The sequence below is a fragment of the Klebsiella grimontii genome, from assembly GCF_900200035.1.
In the GTDB taxonomy this organism is placed as follows: domain Bacteria; phylum Pseudomonadota; class Gammaproteobacteria; order Enterobacterales; family Enterobacteriaceae; genus Klebsiella; species Klebsiella grimontii.
On the sequence record NZ_FZTC01000003.1, the window covers coordinates 39,271 to 56,463 of the forward strand.

A 17,193-nucleotide genomic window follows, 5' to 3' on the forward strand; every position below is an offset into this window, starting at 1 on the left:
GGTGTAACAACGATTAAATGTCGATGTTCGCCGCTTTAAGGGCGTTCTCTTCGATAAAGGCGCGGCGCGGTTCAACGGCGTCACCCATCAGGGTGGTGAACAGCTGGTCAGCGGCAATCGCATCCTTCACGGTCACGCGCAGCATGCGGCGGCTATCCGGGTCCATAGTGGTTTCCCACAGCTGATCCGGGTTCATCTCGCCCAGACCTTTATAGCGCTGGATAGAGAGGCCGCGACGGGACTCTTTTACCAGCCAGTCCAGCGCCTGCTCGAAGCTGGCAACCGGCTGGCGGCGCTCGCCGCGCTCGATAAAGGCATCGTCTTCAATCAGGCCGCGCAGCGTTTCGCCCAGCGCGCAGATACGGCGGTATTCCGGCCCGGTAATGAACTCGTGATCCAGCGGGTAGTCGGTGTCCACGCCATGGGTACGCACGCGAACAATCGGCTCAAACTGCTGCAGCTCTGCGTTCTCGCGGATATCAAATTTCCACTGGCTGCCGTGCTGCTCTTTCTCATTCAGCTCGCTCACCAGGGTATTGATCCAGCGAGTCACCGCCTGCTCGTTGCTCAGGTCGGCTTCCGCCAGCGTCGGTTGATAGACAAGCTCTTTCAGCAGCGCTTTCGGGAAGCGACGCTCCATACGACCGATCATTTTCTGCGTGGCGTTATACTCGGCAACCAGTTTCTCCAGCGGCTCGCCGGCTAAGGCCGGCGCGTTGGCGTTGGTGTGCAGGGTTGCGCCATCCAGCGCGATGGAGATTTGGTACTGATCCATCGCTTCATCGTCTTTAATATACTGTTCCTGCTTGCCTTTCTTCACTTTATACAGCGGCGGCTGGGCGATGTAGACGTGGCCGCGCTCGACGATTTCCGGCATCTGGCGATAGAAGAAGGTCAACAGTAGCGTACGAATGTGCGAGCCGTCGACGTCCGCATCGGTCATGATAATGATGCTGTGGTAGCGCAGTTTGTCCGGGTTGTACTCATCGCGGCCAATGCCGCAGCCCAGCGCGGTAATCAGCGTCGCTACTTCCTGAGACGCGAGCATTTTGTCAAAGCGCGCTTTCTCAACGTTGAGGATTTTACCCTTCAGCGGCAGAATCGCCTGGTTCTTACGGTTACGCCCCTGCTTCGCAGAACCGCCCGCCGAGTCCCCTTCCACTAAGTACAGTTCAGAGTGCGCGGGGTCGCGTTCCTGACAATCCGCCAGCTTGCCCGGCAGGCCCGCCAGGTCCAGCGCGCCTTTACGGCGGGTCATCTCACGCGCGCGACGTGCGGCTTCGCGCGCGCGCGCCGCGTCGATGATTTTACCGACCACGATTTTGGCGTCAGACGGGTTTTCCAGCAGGTATTCGTTCAGCAGTTCGTTCATCTGCTGTTCGACCGCCGATTTCACCTCAGAGGAGACCAGCTTGTCTTTGGTCTGCGAGGAGAATTTCGGATCCGGCACCTTCACGGAGACCACAGCGATCAGGCCTTCACGGGCATCGTCGCCGGTGGCGCTGACTTTCGCTTTCTTGCTGTAGCCTTCTTTATCCATGTAGGCGTTCAGGGTACGGGTCATCGCCGCACGGAAGCCTGCAAGGTGGGTACCGCCGTCGCGCTGCGGAATGTTGTTGGTAAAGCAGTAGATGTTTTCCTGAAAACCATCGTTCCACTGCAGCGCAACTTCAACGCCGATGCCGTCTTTTTCGGTGGAGAAATAGAAGATATTCGGGTGGATCGGCGTTTTGTTTTTATTCAGATATTCTACGAACGCTTTAATACCGCCTTCGTAGTGGAAATGATCCTCTTTACCGTCGCGCTTGTCGCGCAGGCGAATCGACACCCCGGAGTTCAGGAACGACAGCTCGCGCAGGCGTTTTGCCAGAATCTCGTATTCGAATTCGACCACGTTGGTGAAGGTTTCGTAGCTCGGCCAGAAACGCACCATGGTGCCGGTTTTTTCGGTTTCGCCGGTCACCGCCAGCGGCGCCTGCGGCACGCCGTGCGCATACATCTGACGATGAATTTTGTTATCGCGCTGAATGACCAGCTCCAGCTTCTGCGACAGGGCGTTAACCACGGAAACGCCTACGCCGTGCAGACCACCGGAAACTTTATACGAGTTATCATCGAATTTGCCGCCCGCGTGCAGAACGGTCATGATCACTTCCGCCGCCGACACGCCCTCTTCCGGGTGAATACCGGTCGGAATACCGCGACCATCATCCTGGACGGAGACGGAGTTATCGCTGTGGATAGTAACAACGATGTCTTTACAGTAACCTGCGAGCGCTTCGTCGATAGCGTTATCCACAACCTCGAATACCATGTGGTGCAGACCGGTGCCGTCATCCGTGTCGCCGATATACATACCCGGGCGCTTACGCACCGCATCCAGCCCTTTCAGGACTTTGATACTGGAGGAGTCATAAGAATTCGACATCAACGTTTCTCGCTCATTTTATCTTAGGTTAATCCGCTATTTTACCCTTTTCCACGGTAAACATCTTCGAATTTTCGTCCGACATGTCCATAACGTGTTCAGCGCTAATGGCGCTGACGAAAACCTGCGACTGCGTGGCTTTTAAGCGGCTGGCAAGCAGCCCGCGCCGCGCGTCGTCAAGTTCCGAGGCAAAATCATCTATCAGGTACAGGCACCGCCGCCCGCTTTCGCGGGTCAGAAACTCGCCTTGCGCCAGTCGTAGGGCGCACATCAGCAGCTTAAGCTGCCCGCGTGACAATGTATCCTCTACCGGCGCGCCGTCGGCACGAATGCGGAAATCCGCTTTATGCGGGCCGTGGGCGGTATAGGTTAGCATGCGATCGCGTTCGAAATTTCGCTCCAGCACCTCGGCATAATCCGTTTCTTTCTCCCAGCCGCGCTGGAAAGAAAAGGTGAGAGCGAACTCCGGCAAAAACTGCCGACAGGTATCCGCCATGTCTTCGACGATAGCGGCGCTATATTCGGCCCGCCAGCGGCTAATAAGCTCTGCCAGCGGGATCAGCTCCAGATCCCATGGCCGCAGCTGGGCATAGCGGCTGACCTGACGCAGCGCGGCGTTGCGCTGCTTCACCAGGCGCTTCAGGTTGCTCCAGGCGGTAAAGAATCCGGATTCGTTGTGAAAGCATCCCCAGTCAAGGAACGCTCTTCTGTATTTGGGGCCGCCGTTGAGTAAAGTAAACCCCTCCGGCGTAATCAGCTGCATCGGCATCAGGTGCGCCAGCTCAGCCACTTTATGCCCGTCGGTACCGTCGATACGCACCTTGCTGTCGCCCTGCTTATCTTTCGTCAGGCCGATAGATACTTCACGCTCTTCGCCCTGCAGGCGACCGTGCAGGACAAAGGACTCCTGGTCGTGACGAATCACGCGGCCAATCTGCAAACTACGAAACGCCCGACCATGGCCGAGCGTATAGATAGCTTCAAGTACGCTGGTTTTGCCGCTGCCGTTGGCGCCAACCAGGAAATTAAAGCCGGGAGAGAGGGCGAGATCCGCATTTTCAATATTGCGGAAGTCTTTGATTAGAAGTCGGGATAGCGACATATCAGCTCATAAGCAGGGCGTTATCGGCGCAGTTAGTCTGGTCACGGCCAGCGCGCAGCAACCGGAGCGTACTAAAGTACGTGAGGATTGCGAGCACTGCCCGGAGCCAGAATAACAAGTAAGATAGCCCGATATTTTCTACAGCCTCATAGGCATGACGACGTATGCTGCGGATTGGGAGGCCGCATCCTCAATCTGCACGCTCGAAACGGAATCGGTCAGCAGAATGCGCACGTTCTCACACTTCAGCGCGTTCAAGACGTCCAGCACATAGCTGACGTTAAAGCCGATTTCCATCTCGGTTCCGGCATAGGTGACATCAAGAATTTCTTCCGCTTCTTCCTGTTCCGGGTTATTGGCGGTGATTTTCAGCTGATTTTCACTGACGTACAGGCGCACGCCGCGGAATTTTTCGTTAGAAAGAATCGCCGCGCGGGCAAAGGCCTGCTTGAGAATATCGCAGCCGGCGTCCAGATGCTTATCCGGATTCTTCGGCAGTACGCGGCGATAGTCAGGAAAACGACCATCCACCAGCTTTGAAGTGAAGATAAAGTCGCCAACGTGAGCGCGAATATTATTGCTGCCGATCTGCACGCGCAGCGGCGTATCGCCGCCGTCGAGCATACGCATCAGCTCAATCACGCCTTTACGCGGCACGATCACCGAATGATTGGGCAGGGACTCTTCCAGCGGCATCGAGCAGACCGCCAGGCGGTGGCCGTCTGTCGCCACGGTGCGCAGTTCGCTACCTTCGGTTTCAAACAGCATACCGTTTAAGTAATAGCGAACGTCCTGGTGCGCCATCGAAAACTGCGTCGCTTCGATCAGGCGCTTCATGGTCGCCTGCGGCAGGGTAAATTCAACTTCGCTCTGCCAGTCATCGAGGTTCGGGAAATCCGCCGCAGGCAGCGTCGAGAGCGAAAAGCGGCTGCGTCCGGAACGCACCAGCATGCGCTCGCCTTCCAGCTGGACCGCGATCTCCGCGCCTTCAGGCAGGCCGCGGCAGATATCAAAAAATTTACGCGCCGGAACGGTTGTAGCTCCCGCTTCGTGCGGCTGAATCAGCGCAACGCGCGCGACCATTTCCATTTCCAGATCGGTACCGGTCAGCGACAGCGCGCCATCGGTAACCTGTAGGAGCAGGTTGCCAAGAATCGGTAGCGTCGGACGACCACCTAAAGGACCGCTCACCTGTTGCAGCGGTTTTAATAAATGTTCACGTTCTACGGTAAATTTCATAGCGTCACGAGGATAATGTTCTGATTAAATTGGAAAAATCTTCTTTGATATCGTGGCTTTCTTCACGCAGTTGCTCAATCTTGCGGCAAGCGTGCAGGACGGTGGTATGGTCGCGGCCGCCAAACGCGTCGCCGATTTCCGGCAGACTGTGGTTGGTCAGCTCTTTTGCCAGCGCCATCGCCATCTGGCGGGGGCGCGCCACCGAACGGGAGCGGCGTTTAGACAGCAGGTCCGCTACCTTAATTTTGTAATACTCCGCCACCGTCTTTTGAATATTGTCGATGGTGACCAGTTTTTCCTGTAAAGCCAGCAGATCGCGCAGCGCTTCGCGCACGAAATCGATGGTGATCGCCCGGCCGGTAAAGTTGGCGTTGGCGATAACGCGGTTCAGCGCCCCTTCAAGCTCACGTACGTTAGAGCGCAGGCGCTTAGCAATAAAGAAAGCCACTTCGCCCGGCAGGCGAATGTCGTTTTCATCGGCTTTTTTCATCAGGATCGCCACGCGGGTTTCCAGCTCTGGCGGCTCGATCGCGACCGTCAGCCCCCAGCCGAAGCGTGATTTGAGACGATCCTCAACCCCGTTGATCTCCTTCGGATAGCGATCCGACGTCAGGATGATCTGCTGATTGCCTTCCAGCAGGGCGTTAAAGGTGTGAAAAAACTCTTCCTGCGAGCGCTCTTTATTAGCGAAAAACTGAATGTCATCGATCAGCAGGGCGTCAACGGAGCGGTAATAGCGCTTAAATTCTTCAATAGCGTTGTTTTGCAGGGCTTTTACCATGTCCTGTACAAAGCGCTCGGAGTGCATGTAAACCACTTTCGCATTGGGTTTACGCGCCACAATTCCGTTACCAACCGCATGTAAAAGGTGGGTTTTACCCAGGCCGGTGCCGCCATAAAGGAACAGCGGGTTGTACGCGCCGCCGGGGTTATCCGCAACCTGACGCGCCGCCGCGCGAGCCAGCTGGTTGGATTTACCTTCGACAAAGTTATCAAACGTGTGTTTTACATTGACGTTAGAGCGGTAGGTCGGTTCTGCCGGCGCCGGAACGTTATCCCAGCCCGGACGCACGATCGTCGGCGCAACGCGCGCCGTCTGGATCTGCTGCGCGGGCGCTGCGGCCGCAACGCTTACCGTACCTCTCTGCATCTGAACGGCTGGCTTAGCGCCTACCTCAAACCGCAGCTGTGGGGCATCCGCACCGCAAAAATCATTGAGGAGTCCATTGATATTATTGAGGTATTTATCCCTTACCCAATCGAGCACAAAACGGTTTGGCGCATACAGTGCCAGCGTGTTATCGCTCAACTCCGCCTGCAAAGGGCGTATCCACATGCTGAATTCTGTGGCTGGTAACTCATCCTGCAATCGGGCAAGACACTGCTGCCAAAGCGAAAGTGACACGGCGGACTCCACTCGAACAAAAATCGATATATAAAAAGAGAAACTGAAACAATCGTGATTGTTGGCACACGTCGACAAGACCCTGCATAGCCGAAAAGCCCCTGCACTAAAGGGGTGACGTGCGAACCGCTATCTGCGGTTATTACCCGATGCGGATCTCTGGATCCCGATCGGGACCGGGGATCATAGCCTAAACTGAGAAAGAGATCTTGTGTTTCTCAACAGATTCTTCCCGATTTATCCACAGGAAGGATCGAAGCTGGGTAAGTGTAATCGATCCTGGCGGGAGTGGAGCACGATTTCAGCCGCATATTGGAAAAATTAATGAACTATCCTGGTTTTGGGCTTAATCGATCTAACAAAGATCCTTTGCGATCCTTGCGCTTTATCCACCAGGTCGTATAATCCACCACCCGGCGCGTAATGCCCGTTTTCCGTAACGTGCCATCGCCTGTTTTTTGTGCGGCAAGGTGCGAGAAATAAGGAAAGAGAATTGACTCCGGAGTGTACAATTATTACAATCCGGCCTCTTTAATCACCCACGCTGAGGCGTAGGCCGTTCGAAATTCGTTCGGATTTACGCGAAAGTCAGTGAAATTATTCAAGTTTAGGTAGAAATCGCCATGAAACGCACTTTTCAACCGTCTGTACTGAAGCGCAACCGTTCTCACGGCTTCCGTGCTCGTATGGCTACTAAAAATGGTCGTCAGGTTCTGGCACGTCGTCGTGCTAAAAGCCGCGCTCGTCTGACCGTTTCCAAGTAATAAAGCTAACCCTGAGTGGTTAAGCTCGCATTTCCCAGGGAGTTACGCTTGTTAACTCCCAGTCATTTCACTTTCGTCTTCCAGCAGCCATTACGGGCTGGCACGCCGCAAATCACCATCCTCGGCCGCCAAAATTCGCTGGGGCATCCCCGCATCGGTCTTACCGTCGCCAAGAAGAACGTCAAGCGAGCGCATGAGCGCAATCGGATTAAACGTCTGACGCGTGAAAGCTTCCGTTTACGTCAACATGAACTCCCGCCAATGGATTTCGTGGTGGTGGCGAAGAAAGGGGTTGCCGACCTCGATAACCGTGCTCTCTCGGAAGCGTTGGAAAAATTATGGCGCCGCCACTGTCGCCTGGCTCGCGGGTCCTGATAGGCCTGATTCGGGTCTATCAGCGCCTGATTAGTCCGCTACTCGGGCCGCATTGCCGTTTCACGCCGACCTGTTCTCAATACGGAATTGAGGCATTGCGCAGGTTTGGATTGATAAAAGGCAGTTGGTTGACGGTGAAACGCGTATTAAAATGCCACCCTTTACACCCTGGTGGTGACGATCCCGTCCCGCCTGGACCATTTGATACCAGAGAACACTAACGATGGATTCGCAACGCAATCTTCTTATCATCGCTTTGTTGTTCGTGTCTTTCATGATCTGGCAAGCCTGGGAGCAGGATAACAATCCTCAACCCCAGCAGCAGACCACGCAGACAACGACCACAGCAACGGGTAGCGCCGCCGACCAGGGCGTACCGGCCAGTGGCCAGGGGAAACTGATTACGGTAAAAACCGATGTGCTTGACCTGACCATCAACACCAGCGGTGGTGATGTTGAGCAAGCGCTGCTTCTGGATTATCCGAAAGAGCTGAAGTCGACTGAGCCGTTCCAGTTACTGGAAACCACGCCGCAGTTTACCTATCAGGCGCAGAGCGGCCTGACCGGTCGTGATGGCCCGGACAACCCGGCTAACGGACCGCGTCCGTTGTATAACGTCGATAAAGATGCGTTTGTGCTGGCTGATGGCCAGAACGAAATCGTCATTCCTCTGACGTACACCGATAAAGCAGGCAACGTATTCACCAAAACCTTCACCCTGAAGCGCGGTGAATATGCGGTAAACGTCGGCTATAGCGTGCAGAACGCCAGCGAAAAACCGCTGGAAGTGTCTACGTTTGGCCAGCTGAAGCAAACCGCCAACCTGCCGACGCATCGCGACACGCAGACCGGCGGCCTGACAACGATGCACACATTCCGCGGCGCGGCGTACTCAACGTCTGAAACGAAGTACGAAAAATACAAATTCGATACTATCGTCGATAACGAAAACCTGAACGTCAGCACCAAAAACGGTTGGGTTGCCATGCTGCAGCAGTACTTCACAACCGCATGGGTTCCGCAGAACAACGGTACTAACAACTTCTACACCGCGAATCTCGGCAACGGTATTGTGGCGATCGGCTACAAATCGCAGCCGGTTCTGGTGCAGCCGGGTCAAACCGATAAGCTGGAAAGCACCCTGTGGGTCGGCCCGGCTATTCAGGACAAAATGGCCGCCGTTGCGCCGCATCTTGACCTGACCGTCGACTACGGCTGGCTGTGGTTTATCTCTCAGCCGCTGTTCAAACTGCTGAAATGGATCCATAGCTTCCTGGGCAACTGGGGCTTCTCCATCATCGTTATCACCTTTATCGTTCGTGGCATCATGTACCCGCTGACCAAAGCGCAGTACACCTCCATGGCGAAGATGCGTATGCTGCAGCCGAAGATTCAGGCGATGCGCGAGCGTCTGGGCGACGACAAGCAGCGTCAAAGCCAGGAGATGATGGCCCTGTATAAAGCTGAGAAGGTTAACCCGCTGGGTGGCTGCTTCCCGCTGATTATCCAGATGCCAATCTTCCTTGCGCTGTACTATATGCTGAGCGCCTCGGTTGAACTGCGTCATGCGCCGTTTATCCTGTGGATCCACGACCTGTCTGCGCAAGACCCGTACTACATCCTGCCGATCATCATGGGCGCGACGATGTTCTTCATCCAGAAGATGTCTCCGACCACCGTGACCGACCCGATGCAGCAGAAGATCATGACCTTTATGCCGGTCATCTTCACGGTGTTCTTCCTGTGGTTCCCGTCCGGTCTGGTGGTTTACTATATCGTCAGCAACCTGGTCACCATTATTCAGCAGCAGTTGATTTACCGTGGTCTGGAGAAGCGTGGCCTGCATAGCCGCGAGAAGAAAAAATCCTGATACTCTTGAATTATTTTGAGTATTTACGGTAACGTTAATGCCAGAGAAGGCGGTCAATAGACCGCCTTTTTTACATCTACATAGAGAGTCACCATGAGCCATAACGACACTATCGTCGCCCAGGCAACCCCACCGGGACGCGGTGGTGTGGGCATTCTGCGCATCTCTGGCCTGAAGGCGCGCGACGTTGCGCAGGCGGTGCTGGGCAAGCTGCCGAAGCCGCGCTACGCCGACTACCTGCCGTTTAAAGACAGCGACGGCAGCGCGCTGGATCAGGGGATTGCGCTGTGGTTCCCCGGCCCGAACTCCTTTACCGGCGAAGACGTGCTGGAACTGCAGGGCCACGGCGGCCCCGTTATCCTCGACCTGTTACTGAAACGCATTCTGACGCTGCCGGGCGTGCGCATCGCCAGGCCAGGCGAGTTCTCCGAGCGCGCGTTTTTGAACGACAAGCTCGATTTAGCCCAGGCTGAAGCGATAGCCGACCTGATCGACGCCAGCTCCGAGCAGGCGGCGCGTTCTGCGCTGAATTCGCTGCAGGGCGCATTCTCTACTCGCGTAAACCATCTTGTGGAAGCGCTGACGCACCTGCGCATCTACGTGGAAGCGGCCATTGATTTCCCGGACGAAGAGATCGACTTCCTCTCCGATGGCAAAATCGAAGCCCAGCTCAACAACGTGATCGCCGATCTTGACGCCGTGCGCGCCGAAGCGCGCCAGGGCAGCCTGCTGCGCGAAGGGATGAAGGTCGTCATTGCCGGGCGGCCGAACGCCGGCAAATCAAGCCTGCTGAACGCGCTGGCGGGCCGGGAAGCGGCTATCGTCACCGATATTGCCGGTACCACCCGCGACGTGCTGCGCGAGCATATCCATATCGACGGTATGCCGCTGCACATCATCGATACCGCCGGCCTGCGCGATGCGAACGACGAGGTTGAGCGCATCGGTATCGAGCGCGCCTGGCAGGAGATTGAACAGGCCGACCGCGTGCTGTTTATGGTCGATGGCACCACCACCGACGCGACCGATCCGGCGGATATCTGGCCGGACTTTATTGCCCGTCTACCGAAAAACCTGCCGATTACCGTCGTGCGTAACAAAGCGGATATCACTGGCGAAACGCTGGGGCTGAGCGAAGTAAATGACCACTCACTTGTTCGCCTTTCGGCACGTACCGGCGAGGGCGTAGACGTGCTGCGCAATCATCTCAAGCAGAGCATGGGCTTTGAAACCAATATGGAAGGCGGTTTTCTGGCGCGCCGCCGCCATCTGCAGGCGCTGTCGGACGCCGCAGAGCATCTGCAGCAGGGGAAAGCGCAGCTGCTGGGCGCCTGGGCTGGCGAGCTGCTGGCGGAAGAGCTGCGCCTGGCCCAGCAGAACCTGAGCGAAATCACCGGCGAGTTTACCTCTGATGACCTGCTGGGGCGCATTTTCTCCAGTTTCTGTATCGGTAAGTAAGCTCCGTTTGTGAGCATTGACTAACCCGCCTTAACATCCTGTTAAAGCGGGTTTTTATTTATCATCTTCACGGTAGATTGGTTTATTTATTACCCTTATCGGCATCGCCGCTCTTAACGTACCGGATGCAACCATGACCATCGATTACACCTTTATTGATACCGTTCCTTCTGCAGAAGACTTTTGCCGCCTGCGCGTCATATCAGGTATGTCGCCGCGACCGCTGGAAGGCGCCCGTGCTGGCCTGCCGCGTAGCTGCTACGGCGTGCATATTCTCTATGAGGGCGTGCCCGTTGGTATGGGGCGCATCGTCGGCGACGGCGCGCTGAACTTTGAAATCGTCGACGTCGCCGTGGACCCGGCCCATCAGGGAAAAGGTCTCGGTCGCCAGATCGTGCAGAAAATCGTCGCCTGGCTTGATGGCAACGCGTTTAAAGGGGCATACGTCTCGCTGGTGGCGGATGTTCCCGAGCTGTACGCAAAATTTGGGTTTTCCAGCGTCAGGCCGGAAAGTGAGGGTATGGCGAAGGTCTGGAATTAACTTCGCTGGTAAAGAAGCATCCGGGGCTGCGGCGTCTCCCGGATGCCGGTGATGCTATCAGGATTTAATAAAGTCGGCAGCGCGAAAAGCTTCCAGCGCGACGCGCTTTTGCTCGCTGGTCATCGGGCGCAGCGGGCGGCGCGGATCGCCGACGTCAATGTCGTGCAGCTGCATAGCCAGCTTCCCGGCCGCCACGCCGCCGTACTGAACCAGGATGCGAATAATCGCGATGACTTTATCCATACAGGCGGCAACGTCCTGATGATCCCCCCGGTTGAAGCTCTCGATCAGACGATGATAGAGCGGCGCCGCGTAGTTATAGGTACTGCCCACTGCGCCGACGGCGCCGCAGGCCAGGCCTGCGGGTAAAAACTCATCCACGCCGAACGGAATATCGAACTGGCGATTGTTGACGCGCAGGCAGCGCTGGAACTCATACATATCCGCGGAGTTAAACTTCATACCGGACAGGTTCGGAATTTTATCCGCCGCGGCGATCAGAAACTGCTCCATATCGAGGCTTAGACCCGACATGCCGGAATGGTAGTAATAGAAGCCTTTTGACGGCGCCGCGGCGGCGATAATGCGGCAATATTCCACCAGATCGTCGACGGTAGACGGTTTAAAGAAGCACGGGCCGATGACCGAGGTGGCAAAAATATCCAGGGTTTCAGCATGACGGCTCAGCTCCAGCGCATCGGCGATGCTGAGCGCCCCGGTGTGTAGCGTAATGCTTAGTTGTCCCTGGCTTGCCGCGACCCAGCGCTCGGCGATTTTTTTACGCTCTTCAACAGAACAGTGGATACCTTCTCCGGTTGTCCCACAGACGTAAGCGCCTTTAACGCCCTGGCGAATCAGGTGCTCGGCGATTCGATCGATAACGGGATAGTTGACTTCGCCATTAGCATCAAAAGGCGTGTGGGGAGCGGCAATAAGGCCGGTTAGCTTTGTCATGTAAACCTCTAGTGGTGTTTTTCTTCTTAAATAAATTTATTTTGAAGTATTACTCCACTCTAAAAGGTAACCATGCCGGTTGCAACTGGATACCGGCAGGGAGGAAAACGGGAGTAGCAGATTGTGATGAATCGCACAAAACTCGCTCTATTTGAGCGTGGACAGGGCATCCATCGTGCGCAGTTTATTGGCTCGGGCGGCTTCCGGGTCTTTCTGCACCAGCAGCGTATAAATGAGATCCAGTACGAAAAGCTGTGCCGTTTTGGTGCCAATGGAGTCGCCCTGCAGGCGTCCCTGGCGGTTGCCGTTAATCAGCGTAATATCCGCGACTTTACTCAATGGCGACCCGAGGTTATGCGTTAAGGCGACAGTGACGGCTCCGGCCTGCTTTGCCAGACTAAGGGCGTGGGTGGTTTCCGGCGAATGCCCGGAGTGGCTGATACCGATAGCGACATCGCCAGCCTTGAGCAGCGCGGCCTGCATATACATAAAGTGATTATTCGTTAAGGCATCGACGCGCATCCCGATTCGCATCAGCTTGTGCTTCATCTCTTCGGCGGTCAGCCCGGAGGCGCCGACGCCGAAAATAAAGGTGCTATTGCAGCTATGCAGCGCCTCCACGACCCGTTCAACCTGCTCCATATCCAGAAGGTTGAGCGTTTCCGAGAGAACAGTCGAGATAGCGCCCTGGAGCTTGAGACCAATGGTGTGCGCATCGTCGGCTTTCTGAATTTCAGCCTCCAGAAGCGTGCTGTTGTCATCGGTATCGGTCATGGCCAGCTCAATAGCCAGCTCCATTTTGAAATTCTGAAAGCCTTTATAGCCCAGCTGTCGACAGAAACGGATCACCGACGCTTCGCCCGCGTTCACTTCCTCTGAGAGGTCGGCGATGGAAAGCTGCGTCACCTTGTGGGGGGAAGTCATCACAAACTGCGCAATGCTTTTCCCGACGCGGGTCATACTGCTTTGCATCGCTCCCAGGGTATCAAGTATTTTCCCGGCTTTGACCGGCGAAGTCGGAGTCGTCATCTCTTCCCTACTGTTTACGCGATTATCAGGCGCTAATGATGGAGTACAGCGCATCACCAGGCAATATGGATTTTTAAAAACGCCGTGACGCCGCGGCTATATCCTGAGCGGCGCAAACATTGTACGTCTCATGGCGTGAGTCAGATCGCCTTTTTTCGTTTCTCCTCTTCTGTGTCCATGATCTTGTTCACACATTTCATGAAATGCTCTTGTGGTGTTTAACTTCTAAAAAATATATTAAATGGAGTTTAACTTCATTTGGCTGTGCGCCTCCCTGCTGTTTTAGGCCCGACAGCATAAAAACGCTGCTCATCACAGGAGAGCATATGAGTGAAATAATAAGTACCAAACCATGGTATAAGCACCTCAATAAGTCCCAATGGCGGGCTTTCTCTGCAGCCTGGCTGGGCTATTTACTGGATGGTTTTGATTTCGTTTTAATCGCTCTGGTGCTCACCGAAGTACAAAGCGAATTTCAGCTCACCACGGTCCAGGCGGCGAGTATTATCTCCGCGGCGTTTATCTCCCGTTGGTTCGGCGGCCTGCTGCTGGGGGCGATGGGCGACCGTTATGGCCGCCGCCTGGCGATGGTCAGCAGTATTATTCTTTTCTCCGTCGGTACGCTGGCCTGCGGCTTTGCGCCGGGATACACCTCGATGTTTATTGCCCGAATGGTGATCGGAATGGGGATGGCCGGCGAGTACGGCTCCAGCGCAACCTATGTTATTGAAAGCTGGCCAAAACATTTGCGTAACAAAGCCAGCGGCTTCCTGATATCCGGCTTTTCCGTCGGCGCCGTTGTGGCGGCGCAGGTTTACAGCCTGGTGGTGCCCCTCTGGGGCTGGCGCGCCTTATTCTTCCTTGGCATTCTGCCGATTATTTTCGCGCTGTGGCTGCGTAAAAATATTCCGGAAACGGAAGACTGGAAAGAGCGGCAGACGAAGAAAGCGCCAGTACGGACGATGGTGGATATCCTCTATCGCGGTAAATACCGCGCCATGAATATAGCAACGACGCTGATCGCAACGGCGGCGCTGTGGTTCTGCTTCGCAGGTAATCAGCACAACCCGCTGGTAGTGATTGCGCTGGCGCTCGTTTGCACCGTTATTTTCATCAGCTTTATGGTACAGAGCAGCGGAAAACGCTGGCCGACCGGCGTAATGCTGATGGTTGTCGTTCTGTTCGCCTTCCTCTATTCCTGGCCTATCCAGGCGCTGCTGCCGACCTACCTGAAAACCGAGCTGGCATACGATCCGGCAGCGGTGGCGAAGGTGCTTTTCTTCAGCGGATTCGGCGCGGCCGTCGGCTGCATCGTCGGCGGGTTCCTCGGCGACTGGCTGGGTACGCGTAAAGCCTATGTTTACAGCCTGCTGGCCTCGCAGGTCCTGATTATCCCTGTTTTCGCCATCGGCGGCGCCAGCCTGTGGGGCCTGGGTCTCCTGCTCTTCTTCCAGCAGATGCTGGGCCAGGGGATCGCGGGAATACTACCGAAATTGATCGGTGGTTACTTCGACACCGATCAGCGCGCTGCCGGTCTGGGCTTCACCTACAACGTCGGCGCTCTGGGCGGGGCGGCGGCGCCGGTCCTCGGCGCGCTGGTCGCACAGCATATGCATCTGGGTACGGCGCTGGGGTCGCTCTCCTTCGGACTGACGTTTGTGGTGATCCTGCTGATTGGCCTCGATATGCCGTCCCGCGTGCAGCGCTGGATTCGCCCGGAAGCGCTGCGAACCCATGACGCCATTGATGGCAAACCATTCAGTGGGGCAAAGGTTCGTCACGACAAAGCGGACGCACCGCTTTGCAGTAAACATTAAATTCATGCGCCCGGCGCTGTCGGGCGCAAACGGAAGTAAGGGATAGCGCTATGTCTTTATTTGATACTTTGGATGTGAAGGTTAAAGAATTGGGCGGACTCATTGTCTCGTGCCAGCCGGTGCCGGGCAGCCCGTTAGATAAGCCTGAAATCGTCGCGGCGATGGCGCTGGCGGCGGTCAAGACGGGTGCGGTCGCGGTACGTATTGAAGGCATTAATAACCTGAAGGCCACGCGCGAACTTATTTCAGTACCCATTATCGGCATCATCAAGCGCGACCTGCCGGACTCGCCGGTGCGCATCACGCCGTTCCTTGAGGATGTGGACGCGTTGGCGCAGGCAGGTGCGGATATTATCGCCTTTGACGGCACGGATCGCCCGCGTCCGGCCAGCGTGAAGGCAACTATCGAGCGCATTCATCAGCAGGGCTGCGTCGCGATGGCAGACTGCTCGAACCTTGAAGACGGTACTCGCTGCCACGCTCTGGGCGCAGAAATTATCGGCACTACGCTGTCCGGGTATACCACGGAAGCAGTACCCAATGAGCCGGATTTCCCGCTAGTGCAGGCCCTTAGCGCCAAAGGATACCGGGTCATTGCCGAAGGGCGGTTCAACTCTCCGGCCCTGGCGGCACAGGCCATAAAGCAAGGCGCATGGGCGGTGACCGTCGGTTCCGCGATTACGCGTATTGAACACATTTGCCAGTGGTACCGCGATGCGCTGGCTGAGGTTGCGCTATGACAACGCTGGCGATAGACATCGGCGGCACCAAGCTGGCCGCCGCGCTGATTGACACGCAGCATCACGTGCTGGAGAAACGAGCGCTGCCGACGCCCGCCAGCAAAACGCCGGCGGCGCTGACGGAGGCGTTGAGCGCGCTGGTCGCGCCTTTCGCGGGGCGGGCCCGGCGGGTAGCGGCCGCTTCGACGGGAATCATTCGTCACGGCGTACTGACGGCGTTAAACCCGGATAACCTTGGCGGACTGGCGCAGTTTCCCCTGCGGGAGACGCTGGCGCAGCTGACGGGGCGACCGTGCCTGGTCGTGAACGATGCGCAGGCGGCGGCCTGGGCCGAATATCACGCCCTGTCTGTCGATGCCGACGAGATGGTATTCATCACCATCTCAACGGGCGTGGGCGGCGGTATCATCTGCAACGGTCGGCTCCTGTCCGGGAACGAAGGGCTGGCCGGGCATATCGGCCACACGCTGGCCGATCCGCACGGTCCGCGCTGCGGCTGCGGTCGCACCGGCTGCGTAGAGGCTATTGCCTCCGGCAGAGGGATCGCCGCGCTGGCGACGGACGATCTGCAGGGGATGACGGCCAAATCCATTTTTGCTCTTGCGCAGAGCGGCCATCCGCAGGCAACGTCGTTAGTCCACCGTTCGGCGCAAACCATCGCCCGGCTGATTGCCGACATGAAGGCCAGCGTTAACTGCCAGTGTGCCGTACTGGGCGGCAGCATCGGGCTGGCGCCCGGCTATCTCCCGCTGGTTGAGACCTATCTGGCGCAGGAACCTGCGGTCTATCACACGAAGATTGTAGCCGCACACTATCAGCATGATGCCGGCCTGATTGGCGCGGCGTTGTTAGCGGAGGACAAAGCATTATGATTATCGGCGATATCCATCACCCGGAATGCGCGGGACTGTCACCCGTTCTGCTTGAGGCCGTGAGGCTGGCCGTTAAGGCTCAGCCGCAGCAGCGTGAACCGGGGCGTTATGAGTTGCAGGGCGATGATATTTATATGAACGTCATGCGCTTCGCCACGCAGTCGGCGGAAAGTAAAAAAGCGGAGCTGCACGAAAAATTTATTGATATTCAGATCCTGCTGCAAGGCGAGGAGACAATCCACTGCGGCGTGGCCGATAGCGCCCGTGAGTGCGACACCTGGCATAAAGAAGAGGACTACCAGCTGTGCGCAGCTATCGCCGACCAGCAGCAGGTGACCCTGAAGCCTGGCATGTTCGCCATTTTTTTCCCTGGCGAACCGCATAAGCCGGGCGTGCAGGGCGCAGCGAGCATGGAGATAAAAAAAGCGGTAATTAAAGTTAACCGCGCGCTGCTTGTCTGAGTCACTTACTTCGCCCGCCAGATATGCGTCCTGGCGGGATAGCCTCTCAACGCCAAAGCGACGCTTGCTTCGTCGCTTTTCCTCCCAGGAAATCATTGTTGTCCAAATGGCAACTCGTACTACCGCACGAACCCCTCT

General features: G+C 56.4%; 17 protein-coding genes. 11 read left to right on the forward strand and 6 right to left on the reverse strand.

What is annotated here, in order from left to right; genetic code table 11:
• Positions 1–13: 13 nt before the first annotated feature.
• The 4 genes from gyrB to dnaA form a co-directional block, all read right to left on the reverse strand.
• Entirely contained in the window at positions 14–2,428 is a 2,415-nt protein-coding gene (gene gyrB, locus KOSB73_RS01070) for a DNA topoisomerase (ATP-hydrolyzing) subunit B (RefSeq protein WP_024360548.1), read from the reverse strand.
• A 28-nt stretch (positions 2,429–2,456) separates the two neighbouring features.
• The gene (gene recF, locus KOSB73_RS01075) at positions 2,457–3,530 is read right to left on the reverse strand and encodes a DNA replication/repair protein RecF (RefSeq protein ID WP_024360547.1); all 1,074 of its coding nucleotides are present in this window, start codon (positions 3,528–3,530) and stop codon (positions 2,457–2,459) included.
• 138 nt (positions 3,531–3,668) lie between these two features.
• Positions 3,669–4,769: a DNA polymerase III subunit beta gene (dnaN, locus tag KOSB73_RS01080; protein ID WP_004107206.1), complete on the reverse strand. Its 1,101-nt coding sequence runs from the start codon at positions 4,767–4,769 to the stop codon at positions 3,669–3,671.
• A gap of 4 nt (positions 4,770–4,773) precedes the next feature.
• Positions 4,774–6,174 carry a chromosomal replication initiator protein DnaA gene (dnaA, locus tag KOSB73_RS01085; RefSeq protein ID WP_004871826.1) on the reverse strand — a complete coding sequence of 467 codons (1,401 nt, stop codon included), beginning with the start codon at positions 6,172–6,174 and terminating at the stop codon, positions 4,774–4,776.
• Positions 6,175–6,498: 324 nt separating this feature from the next.
• Between dnaA and KOSB73_RS31445 the strand changes: the two genes are divergently transcribed.
• From KOSB73_RS31445 to KOSB73_RS01120, 7 genes are all read left to right on the forward strand, one after another.
• On the forward strand, positions 6,499–6,579 hold the full coding sequence (locus tag KOSB73_RS31445; protein ID WP_418271147.1) for a hypothetical protein: 81 nt from the start codon (positions 6,499–6,501) through the stop codon (positions 6,577–6,579).
• Between the two features lie 218 nt (positions 6,580–6,797).
• Positions 6,798–6,938, forward strand: coding sequence for a 50S ribosomal protein L34 (gene rpmH / locus KOSB73_RS01095; protein ID WP_004871828.1), 141 nt, complete (start codon positions 6,798–6,800; stop codon positions 6,936–6,938).
• Between the two features lie 15 nt (positions 6,939–6,953).
• The gene (gene rnpA / locus KOSB73_RS01100; RefSeq protein ID WP_004871829.1) at positions 6,954–7,313 is read left to right on the forward strand and encodes a ribonuclease P protein component; all 360 of its coding nucleotides are present in this window, start codon (positions 6,954–6,956) and stop codon (positions 7,311–7,313) included.
• Positions 7,277–7,534 carry a membrane protein insertion efficiency factor YidD gene (gene yidD, locus KOSB73_RS01105; protein ID WP_004871831.1) on the forward strand — a complete coding sequence of 86 codons (258 nt, stop codon included), beginning with the start codon at positions 7,277–7,279 and terminating at the stop codon, positions 7,532–7,534. The genes rnpA and yidD overlap by 37 nt, the downstream gene beginning before the upstream one ends.
• A 2-nt stretch (positions 7,535–7,536) precedes the next feature.
• Positions 7,537–9,183 carry a membrane protein insertase YidC gene (gene yidC / locus KOSB73_RS01110; RefSeq protein WP_004871833.1) on the forward strand — a complete coding sequence of 549 codons (1,647 nt, stop codon included), beginning with the start codon at positions 7,537–7,539 and terminating at the stop codon, positions 9,181–9,183.
• A gap of 93 nt (positions 9,184–9,276) precedes the next feature.
• On the forward strand, positions 9,277–10,641 hold the full coding sequence (mnmE, locus tag KOSB73_RS01115) for a tRNA uridine-5-carboxymethylaminomethyl(34) synthesis GTPase MnmE (protein WP_024360546.1): 1,365 nt from the start codon (positions 9,277–9,279) through the stop codon (positions 10,639–10,641).
• 133 nt (positions 10,642–10,774) lie between these two features.
• Entirely contained in the window at positions 10,775–11,182 is a 408-nt protein-coding gene (locus KOSB73_RS01120) for a GNAT family N-acetyltransferase (protein ID WP_049087038.1), read from the forward strand.
• A gap of 57 nt (positions 11,183–11,239) precedes the next feature.
• Here the strand turns inward: KOSB73_RS01120 and KOSB73_RS01125 are convergent, their stop codons facing one another.
• Positions 11,240–12,136 carry a dihydrodipicolinate synthase family protein gene (locus KOSB73_RS01125; protein ID WP_004871836.1) on the reverse strand — a complete coding sequence of 299 codons (897 nt, stop codon included), beginning with the start codon at positions 12,134–12,136 and terminating at the stop codon, positions 11,240–11,242.
• Between the two features lie 147 nt (positions 12,137–12,283).
• Positions 12,284–13,165 (reverse strand): MurR/RpiR family transcriptional regulator, encoded by an 882-nt coding sequence (locus KOSB73_RS01130; RefSeq protein ID WP_004871837.1) that lies wholly within the window; start codon positions 13,163–13,165, stop codon positions 12,284–12,286.
• 326 nt (positions 13,166–13,491) lie between these two features.
• Between KOSB73_RS01130 and KOSB73_RS01135 the strand changes: the two genes are divergently transcribed.
• Genes KOSB73_RS01135 through nanQ form a run of 4 tightly spaced genes read left to right on the forward strand, consistent with a single transcriptional unit; the run spans position 13,492 to position 17,055 of the window.
• On the forward strand, positions 13,492–14,982 hold the full coding sequence (locus KOSB73_RS01135) for an MFS transporter (protein WP_064343360.1): 1,491 nt from the start codon (positions 13,492–13,494) through the stop codon (positions 14,980–14,982).
• Positions 14,983–15,032: 50 nt separating this feature from the next.
• On the forward strand, positions 15,033–15,722 hold the full coding sequence (locus KOSB73_RS01140) for an N-acetylmannosamine-6-phosphate 2-epimerase (RefSeq protein WP_004871839.1): 690 nt from the start codon (positions 15,033–15,035) through the stop codon (positions 15,720–15,722).
• Positions 15,719–16,594 carry an N-acetylmannosamine kinase gene (nanK, locus tag KOSB73_RS01145; protein WP_049087039.1) on the forward strand — a complete coding sequence of 292 codons (876 nt, stop codon included), beginning with the start codon at positions 15,719–15,721 and terminating at the stop codon, positions 16,592–16,594. The genes KOSB73_RS01140 and nanK overlap by 4 nt, the downstream gene beginning before the upstream one ends.
• The gene (gene nanQ / locus KOSB73_RS01150; protein WP_004871842.1) at positions 16,591–17,055 is read left to right on the forward strand and encodes an N-acetylneuraminate anomerase; all 465 of its coding nucleotides are present in this window, start codon (positions 16,591–16,593) and stop codon (positions 17,053–17,055) included. Before nanK ends, nanQ begins: the two co-directional genes overlap by 4 nt.
• Positions 17,056–17,193: the final 138 nt, after the last annotated feature.

Excerpts from the sequence above, each read along its gene's own strand:
- mnmE (WP_024360546.1), top strand. The coding sequence starts at position 9,277 with ATGAGCCATAACGACACTATCGTCGCCCAGGCAACCCCACCGGGACGC.
- dnaN (WP_004107206.1), bottom strand. The coding sequence starts at position 4,769 with ATGAAATTTACCGTAGAACGTGAACATTTATTAAAACCGCTGCAACAG.
- KOSB73_RS31445 (WP_418271147.1), top strand. The coding sequence starts at position 6,499 with ATGAACTATCCTGGTTTTGGGCTTAATCGATCTAACAAAGATCCTTTG.
- KOSB73_RS01120 (WP_049087038.1), top strand. The coding sequence starts at position 10,775 with ATGACCATCGATTACACCTTTATTGATACCGTTCCTTCTGCAGAAGAC.
- rpmH (WP_004871828.1), top strand. The coding sequence starts at position 6,798 with ATGAAACGCACTTTTCAACCGTCTGTACTGAAGCGCAACCGTTCTCAC.
- gyrB (WP_024360548.1), bottom strand. The coding sequence starts at position 2,428 with ATGTCGAATTCTTATGACTCCTCCAGTATCAAAGTCCTGAAAGGGCTG.
- yidC (WP_004871833.1), top strand. The coding sequence starts at position 7,537 with ATGGATTCGCAACGCAATCTTCTTATCATCGCTTTGTTGTTCGTGTCT.
- yidD (WP_004871831.1), top strand. The coding sequence starts at position 7,277 with ATGGCGCCGCCACTGTCGCCTGGCTCGCGGGTCCTGATAGGCCTGATT.
- nanQ (WP_004871842.1), top strand. The coding sequence starts at position 16,591 with ATGATTATCGGCGATATCCATCACCCGGAATGCGCGGGACTGTCACCC.
- KOSB73_RS01140 (WP_004871839.1), top strand. The coding sequence starts at position 15,033 with ATGTCTTTATTTGATACTTTGGATGTGAAGGTTAAAGAATTGGGCGGA.
- nanK (WP_049087039.1), top strand. The coding sequence starts at position 15,719 with ATGACAACGCTGGCGATAGACATCGGCGGCACCAAGCTGGCCGCCGCG.
- KOSB73_RS01135 (WP_064343360.1), top strand. The coding sequence starts at position 13,492 with ATGAGTGAAATAATAAGTACCAAACCATGGTATAAGCACCTCAATAAG.
- KOSB73_RS01125 (WP_004871836.1), bottom strand. The coding sequence starts at position 12,136 with ATGACAAAGCTAACCGGCCTTATTGCCGCTCCCCACACGCCTTTTGAT.
- KOSB73_RS01130 (WP_004871837.1), bottom strand. The coding sequence starts at position 13,165 with ATGACGACTCCGACTTCGCCGGTCAAAGCCGGGAAAATACTTGATACC.
- recF (WP_024360547.1), bottom strand. The coding sequence starts at position 3,530 with ATGTCGCTATCCCGACTTCTAATCAAAGACTTCCGCAATATTGAAAAT.